The sequence below is a fragment of the Microbacterium sp. NPDC058389 genome (genome assembly GCF_042722305.1).
GTDB lineage: Bacteria > Actinomycetota > Actinomycetes > Actinomycetales > Microbacteriaceae > Microbacterium.
Map to the genome: position 1 here is coordinate 85,686 of NZ_JBHXJQ010000007.1, position 25,359 is coordinate 111,044.

Here is a 25,359-nt window from a genome sequence, read left to right on the forward strand (position 1 = left end):
CATGGCGACCATCACTCAGGCGGTTCGGTCCACACCGGCCGGCACCACCCGCAGTCGAGCCTCACGCACGCGCACAGACTCGTCGCGCGCCCTCCCCGCCTACTACTGGATGGTGTGGCCCGCGGTCATCGCGTTCGCGGCGTTCCACACGCTGCCCGTCGTGGTGGGCATCTTCTTCAGCTTCACGAACTACGCCGGCTACGGCGGATGGAACTTCGTGGGCCTGTCGAACTACCTCAACCTGTTCCGCGACGACCGGGTGCTGCAGGCATACGGGTTCTCGTTCCTGTTCGCGATCGTCGCGACGATCCTCACGAACGTGTTCTCCCTCGCGATCGCCCTGGGGCTGAACGCGAAGATCAGGGCGCGCAACTTCTGGCGCGGGGTGTACTTCGTGCCCTACATCCTCGCGATCCTCGTGATCGGCTACGTCTTCCAATTCTTCTTCTCGAACTCGCTTCCGAAGATCCTCTCGGGCATCCCGCTGTTCCGCGACAACATCCTGACCAACGAGACGTGGGCGTGGACGGCGATCGTGGCGCTCGCCGTCTGGCAGGCGTGCGCATTCGCGATCATCATCTACCTGTCCGGGCTGCAGACGATCCCGTCCGAGCTCTACGAGGCGTCCTCGCTGGACGGCGCGAGCGCCTGGCGGCAGTTCCGGTCGATCACGTTCCCGCTCATCGGGGCGTTCTTCACCATCAACGTGGTGCTGAGCCTCAAGGGGTTCCTCCAGGTCTTCGACCCGATCGTCGCCCTCACCAACGGCGGCCCGGGCACGGCGACCGAATCGGTGACGCTGCTCATCTTCCGGGGCGGCTTCTCGGGCGGCGAGTTCGCCTACCAGACGGCCAACGCGGTGATCTTCTTCATCGTCATCACGGTCGTCTCGCTCCTGCAGTTCCGGGTCCTTCAGCGCAGAGAGGCCGACTTCTGATGACCACCATGACCAACACCGCGTCCCAGCTCCAGCAGGAGGCCGACGCCGTCACGGCGAACGGCCGCCGCAAGCGCCGCGGCGAGACCGACGACGACACGCGCAAGACCAACTGGTGGGCCACCGCGCTCATCGCGGTGTGCTCGCTGACCGTGCTGATCCCCCTCTACCTCGCCGTGGTCGTCGCGCTCAAGACGCCCGAGCAGCTCACGGATGGCACCGGGTTCGAACTGCCCAACCCGATCCGCTGGGAGAACTTCGCGGACGCCTGGGTGCGCACGAGCTTCCCGCAGGCGCTGCTGAACACGGCGATCATCACCGTCGGCTCCGTCGTCTTCACGCTGCTGACGAGCTCGATCGTCGCGTACGCACTGGCACGCAACATCCACCGGCCGTTCTTCAAGGGCGTGTTCTTCTATCTGCTGGCCGCCCTGTTCATCCCGTTCCCGATCATCATGCTGCCGTTGGTGAAGCAGACCTCGATCCTGGGGCTCGACAACCAGGCCGGCATGATCATCCTTTACACGATCTACGGGCTGTCGCTGAACATCTTCATCTACACCGCGTACATACGATCGATCCCGATCGAGCTCGAGGAAGCGGCGCGGGTCGACGGCGCTTCGACGTGGCGCGTGTTCTGGCAGGTGATCTTCCCGCTGCTCATGCCGATGAACGCCACCGTCGGCATCCTCACGTGCGTGTGGGCATGGAACGACTTCATCATGCCCCTGGTGGTGCTGACCGAGCCGTCGGCGCGCACGCTGCCCCTCGCGCAGTACGTGTTCCAAGGCCAGTTCAACACCGACTACACCGTGGCCTTCGCGTCCTACCTGATGGCGATGGCGCCGCTGCTCATCGTGTACATCTTCAGCCAGCGCTGGGTGATCTCGGGCGTCACGCGCGGATCCATCAAGTGACGCGGATCCCGGGCAGCCGCCCGGAGAGCGGATGCCGAGGACTCCGGCATCCGCTCAGCCGTTCGCGTCGGCGAACAGCGCCAGCATGTCGCGCGCGAGCTGGTGCGGCGCGGTCTCGCACGGCGCGTGGCCGGTAGGGTACGTCGCGACGCGCGCGCCGATGCGGGCCGCGTACTGGTCATGCTGCGCCTGCGGCCACAGATCCTGCTCGCCGACCGCGATGAGCTTCGGGATGCCGGCGGCCGCGACCTCGTCCGTCATGTCGGGCGTCGTCATCATGAGGCCGACGACGTCGTCGATGCACGGGCGTCCGGTGACGCCGAGGCGCTCCCGCACGAAGGCGATGCGTCCGGGCGGCGTGCGGTTGAGGTTGTAGCGGATGCCCCACAGGATGAGCCCCGCCGCGCGGTGCGGCGACATGTCGGAGATCGGCCCGATGTGCTTGACGCCGCGGAACACCTGACCCGTCGCCGGCGGCGCCGACATTAGTGTCAGGCTGCGGAACAGATCGGGGCGCGCCACGAGGGCCAGCTCGGTGACGACCCCCGCGAAGCTGTACCCGAGGACGTGGGCGGGGCCGCCGTCCTCGAGGATCGCGATGAGGTCGTCGACGAACAGCGGATAGTCGTAGTGTTCGCGCGGCGGGACGAGGCGGTGGGGACCGGCATCCACCGATCCGTAGTGACCCGCGATGTCGTAGGACTCCACGCGGTACCCGGCCGCCGCGAACAGCGGGAACATCAGGACGAAGTCCTCCTTCGATCCGGCGACGCCGGGCACCAGGACCACCCGCGGAGCATCCGGGTCACCGAGCCGCACGCGCGCGAGGCCGCCGCTCGGAGCGGGGAACACGTCCCGCTCGGTGCCGTCGGGGAAGACGTGCCAGTCGAAGTCGGGGAGAGCCTGGTCGCGCTGCAGCGCGTCGTCGATCGTCGTCATCGCGAGTGCGACACTACCGCTCGGGAAGACCCTCCAGCTCGTCCTGGCGCGGCGCGTAGTCGATGTGTCCGCCGTCGGCGTCGAACGCCTGCACCGGGCGCCGGGCCGACCAGGGCGTCCACCCCGGGTCGCCGTCGACCACGAACGACACCCACGCGCCGTGCATCGCGTCGGCGAGCGCCTGCGGGCCGTCGGGGCCGCCGATGCCGATCGCGTCGGGCTCGGAGAGGCGGTCGAACACGAAGCCGAGCTCCATGACATGTGCCGCGCCGAGGCGGTCGACGGGGCTCTTCCAGCGGAACTCGTACACCCAGGTCGGCGCGGCACCCGCGGCGGAGGCGCGGCTGTCGGCGAACCTCGTGATCGGGCCGCGCAGCAGCATGTCGGTCATGACCTCGCCGAGTACCTCGCCCGGCAGCGCGTCAGGACGCCGCGCGCGATGCGCACGGACCACTCGGGCAGGAACCCGCGCGGCCAGGCGCGCGAGCGTCACCGTCGGCCAGCCGGGCTTGTCGACCGCGCCCGAGGGCACGAGCCACAGCCGGTACTCCTCGCTCGTCGAGCCGATGAGCACGGGGACCGCGCGCCCCTGCCCCGCGAGGAGTGCGTCGAGCGGATTGCGCGGCACGGCCTCGCCGCCGATCGCCAGCGCCACCGTCGGGCCTCCGCCGAGCGGTGAACCGCCGGCTGCCACCTCGGTCTGCTGCGCGACGAGGTCGTCCGCCGGCACGGCGGCGAATCCCGCGCGCGTCAGCGGCGTCTTCAGCCGCTTCGCGATCTCGCGCGTCATGCGCCCGGCCTTCTTCGGCGGCTGCGCGACGAGCGGCCCCGACTGGAGGATCGCCCGGTCGAACAGCTCCTTCGCGTGCGGCAGCGCCAGCAGCGCGGTGAGCGTGTTGGCGCCCGCCGAATGTCCCATCGCCGTCACCCGCGCCGGGTCGCCGCCGAACGCGGCGATCTCGCGACGCACCCAGCGCAGCGCCTCCTGCTGGTCGATCACGCCCAGGTTCTGCGGCACGCCGTCGAGCACCGCGAACCCCTCCTGCCCGAGCCGGTACTGGACCGACACGAACACGATGCCGTGGCGCGCGAACCTCTCGCCGTCGTACGTGGGCAGCGCGGCAGCTCCCCGCGTGAGCGCGCCGCCGTGCACGAAGACGAGCACGGGCAGCGCCGCGTCCGGGCCGCGATCGGCCGGCGTCCACACGTTGACCGTCAGGATGTCGTCGCCGGGCACCTCCACCGAGCCGAGGTAGCGGGCGATCGCCGGGGCGTACGGGCGCTGCGGGGCGGTCGGGCCGAAGGCCGCGGCATCCCGCTCCCCCTCCCACGCCGCCGGCGGCGCGGGAGGACGGAACCGCAGGTCGCCGACCGGCGGCGCCGCGTACGGGATGCCGAGGAACCGGTCCAGCGCGCCGTCGCGCGTGCCGCGCACGGCGCCGGTCGAGATGGTCACGACGGGACGCGCGGCAGCGGCCGTCGCTCCGGTCCCGGTGGCGGCATCCGTCATGTCATCCCCTTTGCGCGGCACCCGCGGCACGCTCGTACTCAGACTCAGCCAGCGTGGGACTCGGTGTCAAGCAGGGACACGCACGGCCCACGTCCGAGGACGCGGGCCGTGCGGCATGTCGGGGCGTCAGTCCTGCGACTCGGCGACCGTCGCCGGCTGCGGCTCCGATGCGCCGCCGGTGGGCTCAGGCTGCACGGCGGGCGACGCAACGCCGACGGGAACGGGAACGGGAACGGCCGGCGCCGCTTCGACCGGAGCTGCGGGTGCGGCGACAGGAACGGGAACCGCCGTCGCACCCTCTGCCGAGGTGGCGGGAGCGGTCGCGACCGCGGGCGCGCCGGCCGCGAGCGGGAACGGGTCGTTGGGGTCGTACAGCGGCGCGGAGCCCTCGCGGCGCACGGTCGCGGCGGCGACGAAGTACTGCACGAGACCCACGATCGACAGGACGACGCCCGCGGCGAGCGGGTACCAGAACACGTTGTACGTGTACTCGCCGTTCGCGTCCGGCTGGGCGAAGGCGACCTGGAAGAACGGGATCGCCGCGCCGACGACGAACACGCCGGCCCACAGCACGACCATCCAGCGCAGCCGCTGCAGCGACGTCTGCTGCATGGCGCCCTTCTTGTCCGGCTTGGCCGGGAGCAGGCCCTGGTGCTTGCGCGTGACCAGCGCGAACACCAGCGCCAGGATCAGGAAGACGACCGCGACGGCCAGCACGATCAGCCAGCCGACGAAGGCCGGGTCGGCCAACGGCGAGACGGGCACCGTGGCGAGGTAGGCGTTGTAGGCATCGGCGCTCGCGGAGTACGCGTCCATGGCGGCGGACAGATCGGTCTCGGCCTGCGAGAGCGCGTCGACGTCCTCCGCACCGAGTGCGCCGGCGATGTCGCCCGCCGCGGCCGCCATGTCGCCGGCCTCACCCGCGAAGTCCTCCGCGTAGCCGGCGAGCTCGGCGTCGGTGGCCTCGTCAGCGATCGACTGGAAGTCGGTCTGCGCGGACTCGGCGGCCGTCTGGAAGGTCTCCGCGGCGGCGGCGGCATCCTCGTTGGACGCCGTCTGGTCCGAGTAGACCGTGGCGAACGCGTCGACAGCGGCACTGAGCGATCCGTCGACCGTGATCAGGTCATCCATCGGGTCCGCCCACGCGGCCCCGCTCGCACCGATGGCGAGCATCACGCCCGCCACGACAGCTGCCACGGTCACTCGCGCACGAGTCGCGATTCCGGCCATCCTGCATCCTCCTCGAGCCGCTTGCGCGGCACTCTCATCAGCTCGCGACGGGTCCGCCGCGGACCGACCCTATGGGAAAGCTGAGAAAACGCCGAATCCGCGAACCATGGCGTGTCGAGTGCCTGCCCGGGGGCGCCACGCGTGTCCCTCGGCGGCGAGCGGGACCGCGGTCGCCTAGTCTGGTCTGCGCCCGGAGGTGACCATGACCGGCCACGACGCCAGACCCCCCGCGACCGCCCCGACCACCGGGGCGATCGCCCGCCCGCGGCGGCGCACGCCCTTCTGGGACAACGCCCGCTTCGCGTGCATCGTGCTCGTTGTGCTCGGACACGCGGTGCAGCGGCTCACGTACGACTCCGACATCGCGCTGAGCGTCTACCTGGTCGTCTACGCGTTCCACATGCCCGCGTTCGCCGTCATCTCGGGGTACTTCTCCAAGTCCGACGCCCCGACCAAGACGCAGATGGCGCGCGTGATCACCGACATCCTCGTGCCGTACCTCGTGTTCGAGGGGCTGTGGACGCTCACGAAGTGGCTGGTCGAGGGGCAGGCGAACCCCAACATCACCGAGCCGTCGTGGACGCTGTGGTTCCTGCTCGCCCTCGGCATCTTCCGGGTCGTGCTGCCGTACCTGGCGCTGCTGCGCTGGCCGCTGCTGTGGACGGTCGTCATCTCGATCGGCGCCGGGTACCTCCCGAACATCGACTCGACGTTCTCGCTGTCGCGCACGCTGGGCCTGCTCCCGTTCTTCACGCTGGGCTGGTGGCTCAACGAGCACGACGTCGTGGCGCGGCTGCAGCTGCTCGTGCGGAGGCCGTGGTGGGTCTTCGCGACGGGGCTCGGCCTCTTCGTCGTCGCCGCATGGGCGGCGTGGTTCTTCGTCGACGAGTGGCGCGACATGAACCTGCGCGAGTGGCTGTTCTACGACGAGAACTACGCGTCGATCGGCGGCACGCAGTGGTGGGCCGGCGGCGTGCGCCTCGCCCTCATGCTGGTCGCGCTGGTGCTCGCGACGGCGTTCTTCGCCCTCGTGCCCCGCGGCACCCACTGGTGGACGCACTTCGGGCAGTACACGATGTACGTCTACCTGCTGCACTCGTTCGTGCTGTACCCGTTCCGCGAGAACGGCCTGCTGCGCAACGCCGAGCCCACCTGGCTGTGGCTGCCGCTGGTCGTCGTCGGTTCGGTCCTCATCGCGCTCGCGCTGGCGACCAAGCCGGTGCGGCGCGTGTTCCGGCCGCTCGTGGAACCTCGCCCGGCATGGCTCTTCGCCGACCGGACCCTCGCCCGGCGCGAGGGGCGCCGCAGCGATCCCACGGGATCGAGGCGACCGCGCGAGCAGCCGCGCGCTGCGCGCGGAGGATCCGGGATGCCGCCACCCGATCCCCGCCAGAACGGCTGATCCCTCTCCGACACCCCTTTGCGATGAGGGGTTGTGCGGCGCGCCCATCACCCATATGTTAACGGCGAATCACATTCGTCCCGGATGGATAGAAGGTGCGGGAACGACGTCGAAGGTGTCGTCGCGGCGTGGTCCATCCCTGTCTGGAAGCAGGTTCCCCATGCCTGAGATGAGCAGGCGTTCTGTCTTGACGCTCGGGGCCGCGCTCGGCCTCGCGGGCGTCGCCCTCCCCCGGGCCGCATGGTCGTGGTCCCCCGTCGGGTCCGTCCTCGGCAGCGGCGCCGGCACCGATCCGCAGTGGGTCTGGGACGACGAGATCGACCGGATCATGGCGACCGTCATCGACTCCGGCCAGGTGCCCGCCGTCAACGGCGCCCTCGCGTCGTGGGTGGACAACGGCCAGCCCGTGCCGGCCGGACTGCCTGCCGACCTCGCCGGGTTCCTCCAGCGCAGCACCGCCATGCCGGCGTGGGCCGACATGGCCAAGCTCCGCCGGGCGGCGGACTTCAACCGGCGCAAGGACACCTACCTGTTCCTCATCTACGGTCTCGGCGGCGGCATCATGAGCACCGTCATCCCGCGCGAGGCGAAGTCCGTCTACTGGTCCAAGGGCGGCGCCGACATGCAGGACCGCGCCGCGAAGACCTTCACGTTCGGGTACGACCTGAGCGACATCGACGCGTTCGAGCGCACGGGGCAGTTCACGGTCACCTCGAACAAGACCCGCCTGGTGCACGCCGCGGTGCGGCACCTGCTCCCCCGATCGCCGTACTGGAAGGCCGTCGCCGACGAGACGATCCCGATCAGCAACCAGGACATCCTCGTCACGTTCCACAGCACCGGCACCTTCGCGCACAAGAAGCTCAAGGAGTGGAAGGTGCCGATGTCGGCCGCGGACGAGGACGCGTTCCTGCACGCCTGGCAGGTCGCGCTGCATTTCCTGGGCGTGCGCGACGAGTACATCCCGGCGACGTGGGCGGCCGCCCACTCGCAGGCGGCGCAGATCCTGACGCCGAAGCTCGCCTGGACGCCCGAAGGCCAGGACCTCGCGGAGGTCCTCCTCGGTCTGACCGCACAGGTCGACCTCGGCGTGACCCGCGGGTTCCTCAACGAGTTCGTGCGCTACCAGCTCGGCAACGACATCGGTGACTGGCTGGGCCTCAAGCGGGACTATGTCTCGGCGGCGACGATCCGCACCGGCTGGCCGGCGTACATCGCCTTCCGCGAGGGTCTGCTGCCGATCGCCCCGATCGGCTTCTACATGTTCGACCAGTTCGTGCGGGCACTCGCGATGGCGTTCCTCAACCGCGGCGGCTCGGGCACGACGACGCCGATCACGATCCCCGACATCAACCGGCCGGGGCTGTGACCGATGCGGTGCCGGGCGGGTGCAGTGCAGACCTGACCGCCTGGCATCGCGGCTTGCGGCATCCCTCAGGAGAACAGCGCCGCCCCGACGTACGAGCCCTGCGCGGCACCTGCGGGGATCGCCCAGATGCCCGAGCCGACGTGACGGATGTACTCGTTCATCGCGTCGGTCGACAGCGAGCGCTGGACGGTCACGAACTGCTCGGGCGAACGCTGGTACGACAGGAAGAACAGGCCCGCATCGAGGCGGCCGAGCTCGTTGTTGCCGTCGACGAAGTTGTAGCCGCGCCGCAGGATCTGGATGCCCTTGTTCAGGTCCGGATGCGCGAGGCGCACATGGCTCGTGACGGGGATCGCGGGGGTGCCGTCCTTCGCCTTCGCGTCGAAGTCGGGCTCGGTGAACTCGTCGCCGCCCGACAGCGGGGCACCAGGGCCCTTGTCGCGGCCGATGATCGACTCCTGCTCGGTGAGCCGCACGCGGTCCCACGTCTCGACGAGCATCGCGATCTTGCGCGCCACGAGATACGACCCTCCGGCCATCCACGCCGGGTCGTCGGATGCCGCCACCCAGACGCTCTTGTTCAGTGCGGCGTCGTCGGTCGCGAGGATGTTGGCCGTGCCGTCCTTGAAGCCGAACAGGTTGCGCGGCGTCGACTGCGCCGCCGTCGTGCGCGATGTGCGCCCGAACCCCAGCTGCGACCAGCGTAGCCGCGCACGCCCGAAGGCGATGCGGCTGAGGTTGCGGATGGCGTGCACGGCGACCTGTGGGTCGTCGGCGCACGCCTGGATGCACAGGTCGCCGCCGGAGTGCTCGGGGTCGAGGTCGTCGCCGAGGAACGCGGGCAGCTTCTGCAGGTGCGCCGGCCGCTGCGCGGCGATGCCGTAGCGGTCGCCCTCGTCGTTCTCGAACAGGGTGGGCCCGAAGCCGAAGGTGATCGTCAGGCCGCTCGCCGCGAGCCCCTGCGCCTCGCCGGTGTCGTCCGGCGGCGCCTCGGGCGATCCGCCGACCGCACCCGTGGCGCTGACGTCGAGCCCCTGCGTCATGCGCGACGCGGCGTACGACCACTCCTGCAGGAGTGCGATGAGATCGTCGCGGTCGGTGCGGGCCATCATGTCGAACGACGCGAAGTGCAGATGGTCCTGCACGGGTGTCGTGATGCCCGCCTGGTGCTTCCCGAAGAAGTCGTAGGCGGATGCCGCCGCCTCGGCCTCCTGCGCGCGGCCGATCGCGGTGGCGGCTGCGGCCCCCGCTCCGGCGCCGATGGCCAGGCCTGCGGCCCCGGCGCCGATGGCGAGGCCGAACAGCCCGCGGCGCGAGACGCCCGGGCGCTGCGCCTCGACAGGCTCAGCGGCCGACGGCGCGGCCCCCGAGTTCGGGAACTCGGTCTCTGAGCCCGGGAACTCGGTCCCTGAGCCTGTCGAAGGGCCGGTCACGCCAGGACGGTGTTCGTGAGCTGCGCGAGCGGCTCGGCGAGCGCGTTGATGAGGTCGGTCAGCTCGCGCTTGTCGTCGTCCGACAGATCGGTGTACGACACGAAGCCGGCGTCGAGCGAGCCGTACTGCGCGAGCGCGGCCTCGAGGTCGGCGTAACCGCCGTCGATCTCGTCGGCGAGCGCCGCGCCGTCGTCACCCTGAGCCTCGGCGAAGTCGCGCACCAGCGAGAACGCCATCTTCGAGCCCTCGACGTTGGCGGCGAAGTCCGAGAGGTCGGTGTGCGACCACCAGTCCTCCTCGCCCTGGATCTTGCCGGTCGCGACCTCGTCGAGCAGTGCGATGGCCCCGTTCGAGATGCCGCCGATGCCCTGGTCCGCGAGCGTCGAGGCGAAGTCGTCGCCGTGGACGTAGTCGTAGAGCTCCTGCACATCGGCGATCAGCTGGTCGCCGTAGGCGGCGCGCTCGTCGGTCGTCGACGGCGCCCAGTCCTGCCACGCCGGGGTCTCACCGTCGGCGTTGAGCGCGTCGGCAGCCGGCACCCACAGGTCCTTCTCGATGCGGTGGAAGCCCGTCCAGTCGAGGCCCTCGGCGACGGCATCCACTTCGCGGTAGTCGATGCGCGGGTCGAGGTCGCCCAGCGCCTCGGCCACCGGCTCGATGCGCTCGTAGTACGCGCGCACCTGCGCGAACTGCGTGCGGGCGGTCTCGTCGTCACCGGACTCGTACGCGGCGACGAAGTCCGAGACGGCGGGCACGAGCTGCCCGACCTGGTCCTTGACGAACGCGGCGTAGAGGTCGACGGCCTGCTGCTTCTGCTCGGCGTCCTCGCCGGTCAGCGCCACCGTGTCGCCCGACACGGTGAACGCGGCGCGGCCCACGCCGTCGCCGGTCATGCCCGGCTTGCAGACGGTGAAGTACTCTCCCGGCTGCGCGACGAGCGTGAGCGTGCGCGACGTGCCCGGCGCGATGTTCTCGACCTCGCCGACGATCCGCAGGCCGTCCTCGGCGAGCAGGTAGAACTCGGTCACGTCGTCGCCCTTGTTGCTCACGTCGAACGTGAGGGTGCCGCTCGTGGCTGCATCGCCCGACACGTCGCAGGCCGAGGCGGTCGACGACACGGTCAGCGCGTCGGTGGCGGCGGCATCGCTCTTGGCGACGCAGCCCGACAGGGCGAGCGCGCCGAGCGCGGTGACGGCGAGGGCCGGGATCAGGCGGCGGGGGGTCATGCTTCTCCTTGCGAGGACAGGACGGAATTCGAGGACGGAACGGCGGCGGGCGCAGCGGTCGCCGGCTCGACGGCGGGAGACGTGGATGCCGTCGCGGCGGGCTTGCGCGGAGCGAAGAACTGCCGGCGCGCCCAGACGGCGCCGACGATCGCGACGTAGAGGATCCACGCGACGACCTGGATCCACGACATGCGCGGCATGAAGCCGATGGTCGCCTGCAGCACGGTCGCGAGGACGGATCCCGGCGGGATCGCGCCGGTGACGTCGAAGGCCCAGCCGAACGGGAACGCGGCCCAGCCGACGAGTACCGCACCGGTGGCGGCATCCACGGGCGCCGCCTCGGTGAACGGCCCGGGGAGGACTCCGGCCTCCTGCAGGTCGTGGATCGCGTACGCCAGCACGCCGGCGGCGACGATGATGAGGAACCCGCCGGTCCAGGCGAAGAAGCGGCGCAGGTCGAGCTTCAGCATGCCGCGCGCGAGCAGCCAGCCGAGCACGACGGCGAGACCGAGACCCAGCAGGGCCCCGGCGAGCGCTGCGGGAGCGTCGCCGAACGACTGCACCATCGACCACAGCAGCAGCGTCGTCTCGACGCCCTCGCGGGCGACCGACACGAAGCCGATCGCGACGAGCGCCCACAGGCTTCCGACGGCGAGCGCCCGGTCGAGCCCGCCCTCGAGAGACCGCTTCATGTTGCGGGCGGTCTTCTGCATCCAGAAGATCATCCAGGTGACCATGGCGACGGTCAGCAGCGACAGCGTCCCGCCCAGGATCTCCTGACCCTGGAAGGTCATCGTGTACGACCCGAAGGTGAGGGTCGCGCCGATCGCCACGGCGAGGGCGACGGCCAGGCCGATCCCGATCCACAGCCGGGGCAGCACGTCCCGGCGGTCGAGACGGGTGACGTAGGCGACGAGGATGCCGACGACGAGCGCGGCTTCAAGGCCTTCGCGCAGGCCGATGAGGAAGGTGGCGAGCAAGGGGATTCCTGAGGTTCGAGCAGATGAGCGGCGCTCCGTCGCACCCGGCACAGCCGGGGACGTCGTTCGGGACGACATCCATCGTAAGGTGAGCCTTACCTATGACGCTACTCGACCCGGTGTCCGGTTGTCCATTCCACCCGTCGCGCGGGCGTAACGTTCGGCGAGCAGTTGCAGATGGGGCACCAGTTCCGCCGGCGAGTCCACGGTGAAGTCCATGCCGAGCATGCCGATATAGGCCGCGATCGTCTCCAGGCTGTCAGCACCCGTCACGAGCACCGAGGTGTCCGGATCGACAGCCTCGACGACCCCCACGGTCGGGTTGATCCGTGCGATGACCCGCTCGGCGGGCGCGGCGATGCGCAGGCGGGCATGGACGTTCCAGCCGCCTGCGGCGATGGAGCGCAGCGCGAACGCCGTGAAGTCGCCGCCCGGGACCGGCACCGGCTCGAATCGCCGGCGCGTCGGCATCCGCGGTTCGATCCAGTCGAGGCGGAAGGTCTCCCACTGTCCGGTCTCGGGATCCCGCGCGACGAGGTACCACCGACGCTGCCAGCTCAGCAGCCGATACGGCTCGACGCGCCGCGCGGCACCGCGATCGTCGAAGCGCAGCCACTCCCCCGCGTGCACGGCCTGGGCGACCGCACTCAGCACCGCCGGATCGACCTCGGGATCGGGTGCGTCGGTACCGATGTTCTCGGGACCGCTGTCGACCGTGGCGGCGACCGCGTCGACGGTGGGCCTCAGGCGCTCGGGCAGCACCTGCAGGAGCTTCGCGAGCGCCCGGGCGCCCGCTTCGTCGACACCCGCGACGCCGCGCGCGACCCGGAGCCCGATCGCGACCGCCACGGCCTCTTCATCGTCCAGCAGCAGCGGCGGCAGCTTCCCCCCTGCCGCCAGCCGGTACGAGCCCGCCCGTCCGCGTTCGGCCTCGACCGGATACCCGAGGCCACGCAGCCGCTCGATGTCGTTGCGGATGGTCCGCACCGAGACCCCGAGTCGTGCCGCGAGTTCGGGGCCCGGCCACTGCGGCCGCCCCTGCAGCAGCGCGAGCAGGGCGAGCATGCGCGCGGAGGTGTCGGCCATCGGCGATCTCCTCAGAGAGTTGCGATAACAGGAAGAAAACGTGCCTGATTGGACCGTAACGTCGAAGACATGAACAGCGCAACCACCCAGACCGCCGGCATCCACCCGTTCCGCATCGACGTGGCGCAGGCCGACGTCGACGACCTGACCGCGCGTCTCTCGCGCACGCGGCTCCCCCAGCCCGCACCGGGCGACGACTGGGAGTCGGGCACCCCGAACGCCTACCTCGCCGAGGCCGTCGCCCGCTGGCGGGACGGCTTCGACTGGCGCGCCGCGGAAGCCCGCATGAACGAGTTCCCGCAGTTCACGACCGAGATCGACGGGCAGAACATCCATTTCGTGCACGTGCGTTCGCCCCACGTGGGCGCGACCCCGTTGCTTCTCGCACACACGTACCCGGGCTCGTTCGTGGACTACCTCGACATGATCGGACCGCTCGTCGACCCCGTCGCGCACGGCGGCCGCGCCGAGGACGCCTTCGACGTCGTCGTTCCCGACGCCCCCGGCTTCGGGTTCAGCCAGCCGGTCACCGAGGCGGGGTGGACGACGGCGCGCGTCGCCGCGGCCTACGACGTCCTCATGCGCCGCCTCGGCTACGACGCGTACGGCATCCACGGCAGCGACAACGGCGCGATGGTCGCCCGCGAGCTCGGCCTGCGCAGCCCCGAGGGCTTCCTCGGCCTGCACGTGCTGCAGCTGTTCTCGTTCCCCTCGGGCGACCCCGCCGAGTTCGAGAAGCTCGAGCCGCAGGACTACGCCGGACTCGAGCACATGCAGTGGTTCCAGTCGGTGGGCGCCTACAACACCATGAACGCGGCGCGTCCGCAGACGATCGCCGCCGCACTCTCGGACTCGCCCGTCGGCCACCTCGCCTACGCGGAGCTGTTCAACTCGTTCGGCAACGGCACGTCGCTCGTTCCGCTGGACACGATCCTCACCGAGGTGAGCGTCGCGTGGTTCGCCAACGCGTCGGCGGGAATGAGCCGCGCGTACCGTGAGAACGCCCTCGCGGATGCTGCACCGCAGGTGAGCGACGCGCGCACGGGGGTCGCCGTGTTCAAGGACGACTTCCAGACGATCCGCGTCTTCGCCGAGCGCGACAACTCGAACATCGTGCACTGGAGCCGCTTCGAGCGCGGCGGGCACTTCGCCGCCCTCGAGGTGCCCGAGCTCGTCGTGGACGACATCCGGACATTCTTCGCCGCGGCGTGACGGGATGCCGGGGCCGGCGCCTGCGCCGGTCCCGGCTTAACCCTGGGCAACAATCGGGCGGATGCCGCGGCATCCGCCTAGCCTCGCCTCATGAGCGACCTCAACCTGCCGATCCTCGACCTCTCCCGGCTCGACGCGGGGCCCGAGGCCGCCGCGCAGTTCCGCGACGACCTGCGAGCCGCGACCCACGACGTCGGCTTCTTCTACCTCACCGGGACGGGCGTCTCGCCCGAGCTCGAGGCGCGGCTGCACCGGGCGGCGCGCGACTTCTTCGCCCTGCCCGAGGCCGACAAGCTCGCGATCGAGAACGTCAACAGCCCGCACTTCCGGGGCTACACGCGCATCGGCGGCGAGCGCACGCAGGGCAAGGTCGACTGGCGCGAGCAGATCGACATCGGGCCCGAGCGCCAGGCGATCAGCGACCCCGACGCGCCCGACTTCGCTCGCCTGATCGGCCCGAACCTGTGGCCGGCGGCCCAGCCGGAGCTGCGCGACGTCGTCTCGGAATGGCACGACCACCTGTCGGGTGTGGCACGCAAGCTGCTGCGCGCGTGGGCGCTGTCGCTCGGCGCTCCCGAGAACTACTTCGACGAGCACTTCGGCGAGCCCTCGACGCTCATCAAGATCGTGCGCTACCCCGGCAAGGAGGACCCGACTCCCCAGCAGGGGGTCGGCGCGCACAAGGACTCGGGCGTGCTGACGCTGCTGTGGGTCGAGCCCGGCAAGGGCGGCCTGCAGGTCGAGCGCGACGGTGACTGGGTCGACGCTCCCCCGGTGCCCGGCGCCTTCGTCGTCAACATCGGCGAGCTGCTCGAGTACGCGACGCAGGGCTACCTCATCGCGACGAAGCACCGCGTCATCTCGCCGACCTTCCCGGACGACCGGATCTCGGTGCCGTTCTTCTTCAACCCCGCCCTCGACAAGCGCCTGCCCCTCATCGAACTGCCGGACGAGCTCGCGGCGCAGGCCCGCGGCGTCACGCAGGACCCGTCGAACCCGATCCACGCCCTCTACGGCGAGAACGCGCTGAAGTCGCGTCTGCGCGCCCACCCGGACGTCGCCGCGATCCACCACGCCGACCTCGTCGCGGCACGCGCCGCCTCGGCGTGACGGCATCCCGGACGATCGCCCGGGAATGACGAAGGCCTCCCCACACCGTGGGGAGGCCTTCTCAAGAATGTTTTGCGCGATTGAACGCTGGTCGATGCCTTATCGACACTTCGTCTCGCCCGCTTCGCGGGCTCGCTCAGTGTGAACTGCGCTTAGCGGCGCAGACCGAGGCGCTCGATGAGCGAGCGGTAACGGTTGATGTCGATGTCCTGCAGGTAACCCAGCAGGCGACGGCGCTGACCGACGAGCAGGAACAGACCACGACGCGAGTGGTGGTCGTGCTTGTGCTCCTTGAGGTGCTCGGTGAGGTCCTTGATGCGCTGCGTCAGCATCGCGACCTGCACCTCGGGGGATCCGGTGTCACCGGGGTGCGTCGCGTACTCTTCGATGATCGCCTTCTTGACGTCTGCTTCCAGTGCCATAGGTGATCCCCTCTCTGCTTGTTGCGCGGTGCCCGTCACCCGATGTGCGAGCTCTCTTTCTCCGCGGCCGATCCAACGGCAACCTGAAGAGTCTACCAGCCCCGCGACGGACTCAGGGACCGCGGGTGCTGCGGCGGACCGCCCACCGCCCGGGCGACAGTAGGCTCGACGACGTGCAGTACACCGTCCGCGTCAAGCCCGGAAGCCGGCGCGGACCGCTGGTCGAGACCCTCGACGACGAGCTCGTCGTCCACGTGAAGGAGCGGGCCGTCGACGGCGCCGCCAACGACGGGGTGGTACGGGTGCTCGCCGACCACTTCGGCGTCGCCCCACGCGATGTCACGATCCTCCGCGGCCACACCGCCCGCATCAAGCGGGTCGAGGTCGACGAGTGAGCGCGGCCGGGGAGCATCGCAGCCACTTCATCGACCTGCGGCCGTTCCGCGCCAGCCCCGCGTTCACGCGCATGTGGATCGGCTCGACCCTCGCGGGGCTCGGCGGGCAGCTGACGATCGTCGCGATCATGCTGCAGATGTTCGACCTCACGGGCTCGACGTTCGCGGTGTCGATGATCGCCGTCGCAGGTCTCGTGCCCATGATCATCGCGGGCATCTACGGCGGAATGCTGGCCGACGCCTTCGACCGCCGCAAGGTCGCGCTCATCGCCGCGACGGTGACCTTCGGCTCCGCTGCGCTGCTGGCCGTCCTCGCCTGGACGCAGCTGGAGACCGTGTGGTGGCTGTACGCGCTCAGCATCGTCAACTCGGCGGCCAACTCGATCGTGCTCGCGACCCGCCAGGCGATCGTGCCGCGCCTGCTCCCCCGCGAGCTGCTGGCCGCGGCATCCGCTCTCGGCGGGATCACGGTGGGGATCATGGTGATGGCAGGGCCCGCTCTCGCGGGCGTCCTCGTCGCGTTCACCGGCTACGCCTGGACCTACACGCTCGACGTGCTGCTCATGACATCGCTGTTCCTCGGGCTCTGGACGCTCCCCCGCCTGCGCCCAGAGGGCGCGATCGTTCGCCCCGGCCTGGAGTCGCTGCGCGACGGCTGGCAGTTCCTCCGCCGGGCGTCGAACATCCGGCTGCAGTTCATCCTCGACATCACGGCGATGACGTTCGGGCAGCCGCTGTCGCTGTTCCCCGCGATCGGGGCGCTGCTGCTCGGCGGCGGCCCGATCACCACCGGCGTGCTCACCGCATCGGTCGCCGCGGGGGCGTTCGTCTCGAGCCTGTTCTCGGGTCGCGTCGGCGCCGTGCGGCGCCAGGGCGTCGGCATCGAGCGCGCCATCCTCGTCTACGGCGCCGCCATCGCCGCCCTCGGCCTCGTGCTCGGGGCCGCGGCCCTCGGCTGGTTCGCGCCCGATGGCGTCGACGCCGACACTCCCAACCTCGTGCTGATCGCGGCCGCCTGCGTCGTGCTCGCCGTGTCGGGCGCCGCCGACAACGTGAGCTCGATCTACCGCAACACGATGGTGCAGGCCGCCGTGCCCGACACGATCCGCGGGCGCCTGCAGGGCATCTTCATCGTCGTGGTCGCCGGTGGTCCGCGCCTCGGCGCCCTCTACGCCGGCACGCTCGCAACGCTCACCGCCCTGTGGTTCCCGCCGCTGCTCGGCGGATTCGTCATCATCGGGATCGTGGCGACGCTCGTGCGGCTCAGCCCGCGCTTCCGCGCGTACGACGCCGAGAACCCGGTGCCCTGACGCGGTGACGCCCCGACACCGTAGCCGGGCGGTCGCACGTCGGCGGATTTCGGACGTCGCACCGGCCCGACGGCACGACGCCCGCGCAGCGCGCGTACCGTGGCCACCGTGACCTCGACATCCACGACATCCGCGGCGCCCGCGACGCGCCTGCCCTCCCCCGGCTGGATCACCGTCCAGTTCGTGCTGGCGGGCATCGTGTGGGGCTCGAGCTTCCTCTTCATGAAGGTCGCGCTCACCGGCATCTCGCCGGCGCAGGTCGCGTGGACGCGCATCCTCCTGGGCACCGTCACGCTCGGCGCCCTCGTGCTGCTGCGGCGGGAGCACCTCACCCGCAGCCTCCGCGTGTGGGGCCACCTGCTCGTGCTGGGACTGACGTTCTGCGTCATCCCGTTCCTGCTGTTCTCGTGGGCGCAGCAGCACGTCAGCTCGGGGGTCGCGAGCATCTTCAACGCCACGACCCCCATCATGACCGCGATCATGGCGTGGCTGGTGTTCCGCGTCGAGCGGCTGAAGGCCCTGCAGGTCGTCGGGATCGGCGTCGGCATCCTCGGCGTGATCGTGATCATCGCGCCGTGGCAGGGCATCTCGCTCGACGGCAGTCTCGTCGCCGAGCTGGCGATCCTCGGGGCCACCGCCAGCTACGGCTTCAGCTTCGCCTACATGCGCCGGTTCGCCTCGAACACCGGCATGTCGGCGCTCGCGTTCACGTTCGGCTACATCGCGATGGCCGGGCTCGTGATGGCCCTGCTCACACCGTTCCTCGTGCTCACCCCGGTGCAGCTGGACGTGCCGATCGTCGTCAGCCTCGCCCTGCTGGGATGCCTCGGCACCGGCATCGCGTACGTCTGGAACCAGAACACGGTGCGCGCGTGGGGTCCCACCCGCGCGTCGACGGTCACCTACATCACCCCCGTGGTCGGGGTGATCCTCGGCGTGCTGATCCTCGGCGAGACGGTCACGTGGAACGAGCCGATCGGCGCGCTCGTCGTCTTCCTCGGCATCCTGCTGGCCCAGGACCGGCTGCGCCGCAGGCCCCGATCCCCGCAGACATGAGAAGAGTGGATGCCTCGGCGCGAGGCATCCACTCTTCGTCGGTCCGTGCGATCAGGCGGGCTGGTGCGCGCCCTGCAGGTCGAGGGTGATCGTGATGTCCTTGCCGACGAGGACGCCACCGGTCTCGAGAGCGGCGTTCCAGGTGAGGCCGAACTCCTCGCGGTTCACGACGGTCTTGGCCGTCGCGCCCGCCTTGTAGTTGCCCCACGGGTCGACGCCGAAGCCGCCGAACTCGAACTCGAACGTGACGGGCTTGGTGATGCCGCGGATCGTCAGGTCGCCGTCGACGAGGAAGTCGCCGTCCTCGATGCGCGTGCCGGTCGAGCGGAACTCCATCGTGGGGTGGTTCTCGACGTCGAAGAAGTCGGCCGAGCGCAGGTGGTTGTCGCGCGCCTCGTCCTTCGTGTCCACCGAGGTGACGTCGACGCTCGCCGCGACCTTCGCGTCGAGCGGGTTCTCAGGCGCGACCAGGGTCGCGCTCTTCATGCCGAACGTGCCGCGCACCTTCGAGATCATCATGTGGCGGACGCTGAACGTCACCTCGCTGTGGGCGGGGTCCAGCACCCAGGTGCCGGTGCGGTAGCCGGGGATGTCGATCGTCGTGGCGTCGGTCATGGGTTTCCTCCGTGGTGGTGAGAGAAGCTGTGGCGCCCGCGTGCTGCGGGCACGTGGGTGACAACGCCACGTCTCCCACGGTCTATTCCCATGAATGTAAAACTCGTCAGAGAAATGGACGGGGCGGATGCCGCAGCATCCGCCCCGAGAACAGCCAGGAGTGTCGGGCTCAGCCGACCTTGATGAGGTCGATCACGAAGATCAGCGTCTTGCCGCCGAGGAAGTGTCCGCCGGCCGGGCCGTAGGCGAGGTGCGGCGGGATGACGAGCTCACGACGGCCGCCCTCCTTCATGCCCGGGATGCCGTCCTGCCAGCCCTGGATGAGGCCCCGGAGCGGGAACTGGATGCTCTCGCCACGGTTCCACGACGAGTCGAACTCCTCGCCGGATTCGTACTCCACGCCCACGTAGTGGACGGTCACGGTGTCGCCCGGCTTGGCCTCGGCGCCGTCGCCCACGACGATGTCGCGGATGACCAGGTCGGCCGGCGCGGGTCCGGCGGGGGCGTCGATCTCGGGCTTGGTGCGGTCGTCAGTCATGCCACCATCCAACCACCCCGAGGCCACGACCGCAGTGCCGGTTCGCCGTCAGGGGAACCGGACAGCACGTCTTGACACCCGCGTGGGGCACCCGGCATCCTGGTGGCAGACCAGCTCAGCGCTCGGGAGTCACGCAGGCATCGCCGCGGCACCGAGCGCTGAGTTTGTCTGCGGGAGTCCCTCGTACGACCGCTGTTCGACCTACGGGGCGAACATCGCCGCCCGCGTCTGCACGATGCGCCCGAGCAGTTCGTGCTCCTGCGCGGCGGCCTGCGGGTCGCGTCCGGTGAGGGCGCGCTGCCGTGTGGCGGCGAGCGCGGTCGCGTCCGAGATGAACGAGCGCATCATCGGCCGGCGGTCGCCGCGCAGCGTCGCCGCCCAGGCCAGCGCCGACTTTCGACCGGCCGCGGTCGCCAGCATGTCGACCTCCTGCGGCGTGAACCAGCCCGCCGCGGCGTAGTCGCCGAGGCGTCGCCTGGTCAGCCGTGCCTCCTCGCGGCGCAGCGCCACGATGCCGAGGATGAACCCGATGAACAGCGGCACCTGCAGCGTCAGGTACAGCACGAAGAAGTCGCCGAACGTCGCCGAGCCGTTCCAGAACGCATGCAGCGCGATCGCGCCGGCGAGCCCCACCAGCCACGGCCCGACCGCCTGCCCTGTCGTCAGTCCCCGCCGCGCGGCGAGGCCGAGCGCGAAGCCCGTCACGCTGGTGAACATCACGTGTGCGAACGGCGAGAGGATGCCACGGAGGAAGAACGTCGTCGACGTCTCGACCGCCCCGCCCTCGATGAAGCTCACGGCGAAGTACTGGATGTTCTCGGTGAACGCGAACCCGGCGCCGACCAGGGCGCCGTAGACGACGCCGTCGACCGGCCCGTCGAACGAGCGGCGCGCGATCGCGAAGATCAGGAGGACGCCGAGCCCCTTCGCGAACTCCTCGACCACGGGCGCCTGCACGACCGTCTGGAGCACCTCGCCGACGCCGGTGCGCAGCCCGAACAGCAGCGTCAGCACCCAGTCGACACCCAGCGCGATGCCCACCGCGGCGATCGCGCCCCAGGCGACGGCGAGCAGCAGCAGCCGACGCGGCTCGGGCTCCCACCGGTCGACGAGGCGCACCGCGAACCACACGCCCACGAGCGGCACGAACGCCAGGATCATGCCGAGGAGCGACGCGCCCGGGCCGAGCGCGTTGAGGAAGTACCCGATGAGCCCGACGAGGACGAGGACCAGCACGCCGACGAGCCAGATCGTCGCCGAACTCCCCCGCTTCGGCGCGGCCGCCGCCACCGGCACCGGCGCGTGCGACGTCGTCGGCGGCACGATCGTCGCGGGCTCTGCGTAGTGCGGCTGGGCGAACGCCGAAGCGAACTCGGGAGGCGTGAGCGAGGGCCGCTGAGGCGCGGCGCCGGGATCGAACGTCATGCGGACAGCCTAGGGGCGGGCACCGAGGGCGGGCGCGCTCGCGGCACGCCCTGTGGACGGCCCCGGCGCGCACCGCGCCGAGTAGGTTGGGGGCATGCGCTTCGCCCACGTCGTTCCGCCCGGCAGCGCCCTGCCGAGACTCGTCCTGGTGGACGGCGAGAACGCGGTGTTCGTCGACGAGCTGTTCGACGGCGCCCCCGCGACGCTCGAGCGGCTGATCGCCGGCGGCGACGGCCTGCTGGATCGGGTTCGGGATGCCGCCGACCGCGGCGCTCGGCATCCACTGAACGCCATGCGGTTCGCGTCCGCCCTGCTGACCCCGCCGGTCGTCCTCGCGATCGGCCTCAACTACGCCGCCCACTCCAGCGAGCTGGGGCTCAAGACCGACTCGACGCCCACGGTGTTCGTGCTGTGGCCGAACTCGCTGGCGGGCCACGACGGCACCACGGCGTGGCCCCGATCGCTCAGCGAGTCCGTCGACTACGAGGCCGAGCTCGGCGTCATCATCGGCACCCCGGCGAAGGACGTCGAGCCCGAGCACGCGCTCGACCATGTGTGGGGCTACACCGTCGTGAACGACATCACCGCACGCGACATCCAGTACTCCGAGGCGCAGTGGTCGCGGTGCAAGTCGTTCGACGGCTTCACGCCGACCGGACCGTTCGTCGTCACGCGCGACGAGATCCCCGACCCGCAGGCGCTGCACATCTGGACCGTGCTCGACGGCACGACACTGCAGGACGCCACCACGGCGCAGATGGTGCGTCCCGTCGCGACGCTCGTCTCGCACCTTTCACGGTCGGCCACGCTGCTCCCGGGGACCCTCATCTCGACGGGCAGTCCCGGCGGCGCCGGGTACTCGCGCGACCCGCAGGTGTTCCTGCGCGACCGCTCCACCGTGACCGTCGGGATCGACGGCATCGGTGCGCTCACCACGCACTGCCGCATCCTCGGCTGAGCAGCGGAGACGACGAAGCCCCTCTCCGGTGGAGAGGGGCTTCGTGCTTTCAGCGGATCACGGGCAGGTGATGGTGCTGCCGTCCGAGAGCGTGTACACGCCGGGGTCGTAGCCGGCGCAGATCTGTGCAAGCGACGAGCCGAGGCTCACCAACACGATCGTGAGGATGATCGCCGCGATGATGCCGAGGACGAGGAAGATCCAGCCCAGGATGATCGCGACCTTCGCCGGCGTGTTCGGGACGCCGGCCTTCTTGCTCTGCGACCGCGCGATATAGCCGAGGATCAGGCCGATCAGCGACGCGAAGAAGACGACGACGAGCGCGACGATGCCGAGGGTCTTGCCGGGCACCGGGGCCCCGGGCGCCGGCGCGCCGTACGGCGCGGGCGGGGCGGCGGCGTACGCCGGAGCGGCACCGGGGGCGGCGGGTGCGCCGTACGCGGGAGGCGCGGGCGGGACGGCACCGTACACGGGTGCGACGGGCTCGGCCGCAGGAGCGGCCGGGGCGTCGTAGGCCGGGGCGGCCGGCGCGTCGTACGCGGGGACCTCGGGCGCAGCCGGGGCAGCGTCACCGGCCGGCGGCACCGGCGGCACGGGCGGCTGCTGCGCCGGGTCGACGGGGCTCTGGGGGTCGGTCATGTGGGTTTCCTCTCGCATGTGACTCTGCACGACGGTATCGGCAGTCGCATGCCCGAGGCAATCGGCCGCGCCGGGGCGGGTTCCCCGGCGCGGCCGATGAACGTCTCAGCGCGGGAGGGTGTCGGACGGCACGATGTCTTCCGCCGCCTGCACGATCGGGATGGCGGCCGTGATGGTCTCCAGACCCGACAGGCGCGCCGGCGAGAGCTGCTTGGTGACCTCGTCGCGCGACATCAGGCCCGCCTCGACGACGAGGTCGGCGACGTTGCGGTTCGTGAGCAGGGCGGTCTTGGCGAGGGCCGCCGACGCCGCGTACCCGATGAACGGAGTGAGGGCGGTGACCACCCCGACCGAGGCGCCGACCATGGCACCCAGGCGCTCACGGTTCGCCGTGATGCCGTCGACGCAGTTGACGCGCAGCGTGTACATCGCCTGACGCAGCCACGTGATCGACTGGAAGATCGAGTGCGCGATCACGGGCTCGAATGCGTTCAGCTGGAGCTGCCCGCCTTCGACGGCCATCGTCACCGTCAGGTCGGCGCCGGCGATCGAGAAGGCCACCTGGTTGACGACCTCCGGGATCACCGGGTTCACCTTGCCCGGCATGATGCTCGAGCCTGCCTGGCGCGCCGGGAGGTTGATCTCGCCGAGGCCCGCCTGCGGACCGGACGACAGCAGTCGCAGGTCGTTGCAGATCTTGGAGAGCTTGATCGCGTTGCGCTTGAGCGACGCCGAGAACGACATGAACGAACCGGTGTCGCTCGTGGCCTCGACGAGGTCGCTCGCGGTCGCGAGGTCGAGGCCGGAGATCTCGCGCAGGTGGCGCAGCACCGCGGGTGCGTAGCTCGGGTGCGTGGTGATGCCGGTGCCGATCGCCGTGGCGCCCATGTTGATCTCGTACAGCAGGTACGCGTTCTCGTTCAAGCGCTGGTAGTCGTAGCCGAGCGTGGTCGCGAAGCCGTGGAACTCCTGCCCGAGCGTCATGGGCACGGCATCCTGCAGCTGCGTGCGACCCACCTTGAGCACGTCGTGGAACTCGACGGCCTTGGCCAGGAACGACTGGCGCAGCAGGTCGAGCTCTTCCAGGAGCGTGCGCAGGTCGAGTCCCAGACCGACCTTGATAGCGGTCGGGTACACGTCGTTCGTCGACTGGCTGCGGTTGGTGTCGTCGATCGGCGACAGGAACGCGTAGTCGCCCTTCTCGCGGCCGGCGAGCTCGAGCGCGATGTTGGTGATGACCTCGTTCGCGTTCATGTTGGTCGAGGTGCCGGCGCCGCCCTGGATGACGCCCACGACGAACTCGTCGTGGTACTCGCCGTCGATCACGAGCTGTGCGGCGCGGTCGATGAGGTCGGCCTTGGCCGGGTCGAGCACGCCGATCTCGCGGTTGGCGCGCGCCGAGGCCTGCTTGACCATCGCGAGCCCCCGCACCATGTCGGGGTAGACCGAGATGGGGCGCTTCGAGATCGGGAAGTTCTCCAGCGCGCGGGCGGTGTGGATGCCCCAATACGCGTCGGCGGGGATCTCCATGGATCCCAGGGAATCGGTCTCGATGCGGGTTCGCGTCATTGCGTCCAGAGCCATGTGTGCAGTCCTCGTGGGTCGTTCACAGCGGTGTGCGGGGTTGTCTTCGACCCTACCCGCGCGACGGGGACCCGGGGCTGTACAGGACGTACACTCAGCGGCTTCGGACCGTACGCGGCGGAGCCGGCGAGAAACCCCGCCGGACCGCTCACAACCGCTTGCGCGAGAACTCCTCGAGCCGCTGCTCCGGCGTGAGCCGCGCCATATGCGCCACCCAGTCGGGCGAGAAGAAGTCGGCGGTCGACGACTCGACGACGGGAACCACGGCGTGGGTGATCGTGTCGTCGTAGACGTGCACGAGGTGGAACGACTGACCGGCATCCATCCCGTTCACGAGGTCCGCGGGACGGGCGAGGTTCATCGTGTAGCACGTGGCCGCGGCCACGCTCACGGGCACGCCGGCGAACGTGCCGCTCGTCGAGAAGTGCAGGTGGCCCGCGAGGATCGCGCGAACGTCGGTCCCGGCGATCACCTCGGCGAACCTCCCCTGGTCGCGCAGCTCGAGGATGTCGAAGAAGGGGATGTGCGACGGCAGCGGCGGATGGTGCATCGCGAGGATCGTGCCGAGCGGCGCCGGCGTGGCCAGCACCTCGCGCAGCCATTCCAGCTGCGCCGTGTCGAGGTCGCCGTGGTGCCAGCCGGGCACCGTGGAGTCCAGGGCGATGAGGCGCAGCCCGCCGAGGTCCCACACACCCGTGACCGGCTCCTCGGTCGGCGTCGCGTCGAGCAGCTCACGCCGCAGCGCGGGGCGCTCGTCGTGGTTGCCCGCCACCCACACCACCGGCGCGCCCAGGCGCTCGGCGAAGGGCTCGACCGCCGCGCGCAGCGCGCGGTACGCCTCGGGCTCGCCCAGGTCGGTCAGATCGCCGGTGAAGACGATCGCCGCGGGACGGATGCCGGTGGCCTCGGCCGCTTCGAGCGCCCGGCGCAGATTGGCGGCGGTGTCGTAGCGGCCGCCCAGCGGCGGATTCCCGGCCAGCAGATGCGTGTCGCTGATGTGCAGCAGCGTGCGTCGTGCGGGCGGATGCTGGCCGAACTGGACGGGAGCCGCAGGGAACATGCCCCC

General features: G+C 70.5%; 24 protein-coding genes. 10 read left to right on the top strand and 14 right to left on the bottom strand.

Features of this window, described 5'->3' with window-relative positions; genetic code table 11:
- Position 1 precedes the first annotated feature (1 nt).
- Entirely contained in the window at positions 2–937 is a 936-nt protein-coding gene (locus ACFWJ8_RS11500; protein WP_378811461.1) for a carbohydrate ABC transporter permease, read from the top strand.
- Complete coding sequence (locus ACFWJ8_RS11505) at positions 937–1,854, top strand: carbohydrate ABC transporter permease (RefSeq protein ID WP_378811462.1); 918 nt, start codon at positions 937–939, stop codon at positions 1,852–1,854. The genes ACFWJ8_RS11500 and ACFWJ8_RS11505 overlap by 1 nt, the downstream gene beginning before the upstream one ends.
- A 54-nt stretch (positions 1,855–1,908) precedes the next feature.
- Here the strand turns inward: ACFWJ8_RS11505 and ACFWJ8_RS11510 are convergent, their stop codons facing one another.
- The 3 genes from ACFWJ8_RS11510 to ACFWJ8_RS11520 form a co-directional block, all read right to left on the bottom strand.
- A complete protein-coding gene (locus tag ACFWJ8_RS11510) occupies positions 1,909–2,793 on the bottom strand; it encodes an alpha/beta fold hydrolase (RefSeq protein ID WP_378811463.1) in 885 nt (294 codons plus the stop codon).
- 13 nt (positions 2,794–2,806) lie between these two features.
- The gene (locus ACFWJ8_RS11515; protein ID WP_378811465.1) at positions 2,807–4,303 is read right to left on the bottom strand and encodes a carboxylesterase/lipase family protein; all 1,497 of its coding nucleotides are present in this window, start codon (positions 4,301–4,303) and stop codon (positions 2,807–2,809) included.
- A 126-nt stretch (positions 4,304–4,429) separates the two neighbouring features.
- The gene (locus ACFWJ8_RS11520; RefSeq protein ID WP_378811467.1) at positions 4,430–5,533 is read right to left on the bottom strand and encodes a hypothetical protein; all 1,104 of its coding nucleotides are present in this window, start codon (positions 5,531–5,533) and stop codon (positions 4,430–4,432) included.
- Between the two features lie 202 nt (positions 5,534–5,735).
- Between ACFWJ8_RS11520 and ACFWJ8_RS11525 the strand changes: the two genes are divergently transcribed.
- The gene (locus ACFWJ8_RS11525; RefSeq protein WP_378811469.1) at positions 5,736–6,935 is read left to right on the top strand and encodes an acyltransferase family protein; all 1,200 of its coding nucleotides are present in this window, start codon (positions 5,736–5,738) and stop codon (positions 6,933–6,935) included.
- A 169-nt stretch (positions 6,936–7,104) separates the two neighbouring features.
- Positions 7,105–8,304 (top strand): oxygenase MpaB family protein, encoded by a 1,200-nt coding sequence (locus ACFWJ8_RS11530; protein ID WP_378811471.1) that lies wholly within the window; start codon positions 7,105–7,107, stop codon positions 8,302–8,304.
- A 65-nt stretch (positions 8,305–8,369) separates the two neighbouring features.
- Here the strand turns inward: ACFWJ8_RS11530 and efeB are convergent, their stop codons facing one another.
- The 4 genes from efeB to ACFWJ8_RS11550 form a co-directional block, all read right to left on the bottom strand.
- Positions 8,370–9,737 carry an iron uptake transporter deferrochelatase/peroxidase subunit gene (efeB, locus tag ACFWJ8_RS11535; RefSeq protein ID WP_378811473.1) on the bottom strand — a complete coding sequence of 456 codons (1,368 nt, stop codon included), beginning with the start codon at positions 9,735–9,737 and terminating at the stop codon, positions 8,370–8,372.
- Complete coding sequence (gene efeO, locus ACFWJ8_RS11540) at positions 9,734–10,963, bottom strand: iron uptake system protein EfeO (protein WP_378811475.1); 1,230 nt, start codon at positions 10,961–10,963, stop codon at positions 9,734–9,736. The genes efeB and efeO overlap by 4 nt, the downstream gene beginning before the upstream one ends.
- Positions 10,960–11,943 (bottom strand): iron uptake transporter permease EfeU, encoded by a 984-nt coding sequence (gene efeU, locus ACFWJ8_RS11545; RefSeq protein ID WP_378811477.1) that lies wholly within the window; start codon positions 11,941–11,943, stop codon positions 10,960–10,962. Before efeU ends, efeO begins: the two co-directional genes overlap by 4 nt.
- 99 nt (positions 11,944–12,042) lie before the next feature.
- Complete coding sequence (locus ACFWJ8_RS11550) at positions 12,043–13,029, bottom strand: helix-turn-helix transcriptional regulator (protein WP_378811479.1); 987 nt, start codon at positions 13,027–13,029, stop codon at positions 12,043–12,045.
- A 69-nt stretch (positions 13,030–13,098) separates the two neighbouring features.
- On the opposite strand from ACFWJ8_RS11550, the gene ACFWJ8_RS11555 reads away from it, so the two are divergent.
- Both ACFWJ8_RS11555 and ACFWJ8_RS11560 read left to right on the top strand, forming a co-directional pair.
- Entirely contained in the window at positions 13,099–14,241 is a 1,143-nt protein-coding gene (locus ACFWJ8_RS11555) for an epoxide hydrolase family protein (RefSeq protein WP_378811481.1), read from the top strand.
- A gap of 90 nt (positions 14,242–14,331) precedes the next feature.
- A complete protein-coding gene (locus ACFWJ8_RS11560; RefSeq protein WP_378811483.1) occupies positions 14,332–15,351 on the top strand; it encodes an isopenicillin N synthase family dioxygenase in 1,020 nt (339 codons plus the stop codon).
- 152 nt (positions 15,352–15,503) lie between these two features.
- Here ACFWJ8_RS11560 and rpsO read toward each other — a convergent pair whose 3' ends face one another.
- Entirely contained in the window at positions 15,504–15,773 is a 270-nt protein-coding gene (rpsO, locus tag ACFWJ8_RS11565) for a 30S ribosomal protein S15 (RefSeq protein ID WP_005048780.1), read from the bottom strand.
- Positions 15,774–15,946: 173 nt separating this feature from the next.
- Here rpsO and ACFWJ8_RS11570 point away from each other — a divergent pair, with 173 nt between their 5' ends.
- The 3 genes from ACFWJ8_RS11570 to ACFWJ8_RS11580 all read left to right on the top strand — a co-directional run bounded on the left by ACFWJ8_RS11570 (position 15,947) and on the right by ACFWJ8_RS11580 (position 18,534).
- The gene (locus ACFWJ8_RS11570) at positions 15,947–16,168 is read left to right on the top strand and encodes a DUF167 domain-containing protein (protein ID WP_378811485.1); all 222 of its coding nucleotides are present in this window, start codon (positions 15,947–15,949) and stop codon (positions 16,166–16,168) included.
- The gene (locus ACFWJ8_RS11575) at positions 16,165–17,478 is read left to right on the top strand and encodes an MFS transporter (protein ID WP_378811487.1); all 1,314 of its coding nucleotides are present in this window, start codon (positions 16,165–16,167) and stop codon (positions 17,476–17,478) included. Before ACFWJ8_RS11570 ends, ACFWJ8_RS11575 begins: the two co-directional genes overlap by 4 nt.
- A 108-nt stretch (positions 17,479–17,586) precedes the next feature.
- On the top strand, positions 17,587–18,534 hold the full coding sequence (locus tag ACFWJ8_RS11580; protein WP_378811489.1) for a DMT family transporter: 948 nt from the start codon (positions 17,587–17,589) through the stop codon (positions 18,532–18,534).
- A 51-nt stretch (positions 18,535–18,585) separates the two neighbouring features.
- On the opposite strand, the gene ACFWJ8_RS11585 is transcribed toward ACFWJ8_RS11580, so the two are convergent.
- The 3 genes from ACFWJ8_RS11585 to ACFWJ8_RS11595 all read right to left on the bottom strand — a co-directional run bounded on the left by ACFWJ8_RS11585 (position 18,586) and on the right by ACFWJ8_RS11595 (position 21,112).
- Entirely contained in the window at positions 18,586–19,149 is a 564-nt protein-coding gene (locus tag ACFWJ8_RS11585) for a YceI family protein (protein WP_378811491.1), read from the bottom strand.
- Positions 19,150–19,318: 169 nt separating this feature from the next.
- The gene (locus tag ACFWJ8_RS11590; protein WP_378811493.1) at positions 19,319–19,687 is read right to left on the bottom strand and encodes an FKBP-type peptidyl-prolyl cis-trans isomerase; all 369 of its coding nucleotides are present in this window, start codon (positions 19,685–19,687) and stop codon (positions 19,319–19,321) included.
- A 201-nt stretch (positions 19,688–19,888) separates the two neighbouring features.
- On the bottom strand, positions 19,889–21,112 hold the full coding sequence (locus tag ACFWJ8_RS11595) for a PrsW family intramembrane metalloprotease (RefSeq protein WP_378811495.1): 1,224 nt from the start codon (positions 21,110–21,112) through the stop codon (positions 19,889–19,891).
- A 94-nt stretch (positions 21,113–21,206) separates the two neighbouring features.
- Here ACFWJ8_RS11595 and ACFWJ8_RS11600 point away from each other — a divergent pair, with 94 nt between their 5' ends.
- Positions 21,207–22,070 carry a fumarylacetoacetate hydrolase family protein gene (locus ACFWJ8_RS11600; RefSeq protein ID WP_378811497.1) on the top strand — a complete coding sequence of 288 codons (864 nt, stop codon included), beginning with the start codon at positions 21,207–21,209 and terminating at the stop codon, positions 22,068–22,070.
- A 57-nt stretch (positions 22,071–22,127) separates the two neighbouring features.
- Here ACFWJ8_RS11600 and ACFWJ8_RS11605 read toward each other — a convergent pair whose 3' ends face one another.
- The 3 genes from ACFWJ8_RS11605 to ACFWJ8_RS11615 all read right to left on the bottom strand — a co-directional run bounded on the left by ACFWJ8_RS11605 (position 22,128) and on the right by ACFWJ8_RS11615 (position 25,353).
- Positions 22,128–22,709 carry a DUF4190 domain-containing protein gene (locus tag ACFWJ8_RS11605; RefSeq protein ID WP_378811499.1) on the bottom strand — a complete coding sequence of 194 codons (582 nt, stop codon included), beginning with the start codon at positions 22,707–22,709 and terminating at the stop codon, positions 22,128–22,130.
- A 105-nt stretch (positions 22,710–22,814) separates the two neighbouring features.
- Positions 22,815–24,293 carry an aspartate ammonia-lyase gene (locus tag ACFWJ8_RS11610; RefSeq protein ID WP_378811500.1) on the bottom strand — a complete coding sequence of 493 codons (1,479 nt, stop codon included), beginning with the start codon at positions 24,291–24,293 and terminating at the stop codon, positions 22,815–22,817.
- Between the two features lie 148 nt (positions 24,294–24,441).
- The gene (locus tag ACFWJ8_RS11615) at positions 24,442–25,353 is read right to left on the bottom strand and encodes a phosphodiesterase (protein ID WP_378811502.1); all 912 of its coding nucleotides are present in this window, start codon (positions 25,351–25,353) and stop codon (positions 24,442–24,444) included.
- Positions 25,354–25,359 lie beyond the last annotated feature (6 nt).

Excerpts from the sequence above, each read along its gene's own strand:
- ACFWJ8_RS11500 (WP_378811461.1), top strand. The coding sequence starts at position 2 with ATGGCGACCATCACTCAGGCGGTTCGGTCCACACCGGCCGGCACCACC.
- ACFWJ8_RS11505 (WP_378811462.1), top strand. The coding sequence starts at position 937 with ATGACCACCATGACCAACACCGCGTCCCAGCTCCAGCAGGAGGCCGAC.
- ACFWJ8_RS11510 (WP_378811463.1), bottom strand. The coding sequence starts at position 2,793 with ATGACGACGATCGACGACGCGCTGCAGCGCGACCAGGCTCTCCCCGAC.
- ACFWJ8_RS11515 (WP_378811465.1), bottom strand. The coding sequence starts at position 4,303 with ATGACGGATGCCGCCACCGGGACCGGAGCGACGGCCGCTGCCGCGCGT.
- ACFWJ8_RS11520 (WP_378811467.1), bottom strand. The coding sequence starts at position 5,533 with ATGGCCGGAATCGCGACTCGTGCGCGAGTGACCGTGGCAGCTGTCGTG.
- ACFWJ8_RS11525 (WP_378811469.1), top strand. The coding sequence starts at position 5,736 with ATGACCGGCCACGACGCCAGACCCCCCGCGACCGCCCCGACCACCGGG.
- ACFWJ8_RS11530 (WP_378811471.1), top strand. The coding sequence starts at position 7,105 with ATGAGCAGGCGTTCTGTCTTGACGCTCGGGGCCGCGCTCGGCCTCGCG.
- efeO (WP_378811475.1), bottom strand. The coding sequence starts at position 10,963 with ATGACCCCCCGCCGCCTGATCCCGGCCCTCGCCGTCACCGCGCTCGGC.
- ACFWJ8_RS11550 (WP_378811479.1), bottom strand. The coding sequence starts at position 13,029 with ATGGCCGACACCTCCGCGCGCATGCTCGCCCTGCTCGCGCTGCTGCAG.
- ACFWJ8_RS11555 (WP_378811481.1), top strand. The coding sequence starts at position 13,099 with ATGAACAGCGCAACCACCCAGACCGCCGGCATCCACCCGTTCCGCATC.
- ACFWJ8_RS11560 (WP_378811483.1), top strand. The coding sequence starts at position 14,332 with ATGAGCGACCTCAACCTGCCGATCCTCGACCTCTCCCGGCTCGACGCG.
- rpsO (WP_005048780.1), bottom strand. The coding sequence starts at position 15,773 with ATGGCACTGGAAGCAGACGTCAAGAAGGCGATCATCGAAGAGTACGCG.
- ACFWJ8_RS11585 (WP_378811491.1), bottom strand. The coding sequence starts at position 19,149 with ATGACCGACGCCACGACGATCGACATCCCCGGCTACCGCACCGGCACC.
- ACFWJ8_RS11590 (WP_378811493.1), bottom strand. The coding sequence starts at position 19,687 with ATGACTGACGACCGCACCAAGCCCGAGATCGACGCCCCCGCCGGACCC.
- ACFWJ8_RS11595 (WP_378811495.1), bottom strand. The coding sequence starts at position 21,112 with ATGACGTTCGATCCCGGCGCCGCGCCTCAGCGGCCCTCGCTCACGCCT.
- ACFWJ8_RS11600 (WP_378811497.1), top strand. The coding sequence starts at position 21,207 with ATGCGCTTCGCCCACGTCGTTCCGCCCGGCAGCGCCCTGCCGAGACTC.
- ACFWJ8_RS11605 (WP_378811499.1), bottom strand. The coding sequence starts at position 22,709 with ATGACCGACCCCCAGAGCCCCGTCGACCCGGCGCAGCAGCCGCCCGTG.
- ACFWJ8_RS11610 (WP_378811500.1), bottom strand. The coding sequence starts at position 24,293 with ATGGCTCTGGACGCAATGACGCGAACCCGCATCGAGACCGATTCCCTG.
- ACFWJ8_RS11615 (WP_378811502.1), bottom strand. The coding sequence starts at position 25,353 with ATGTTCCCTGCGGCTCCCGTCCAGTTCGGCCAGCATCCGCCCGCACGA.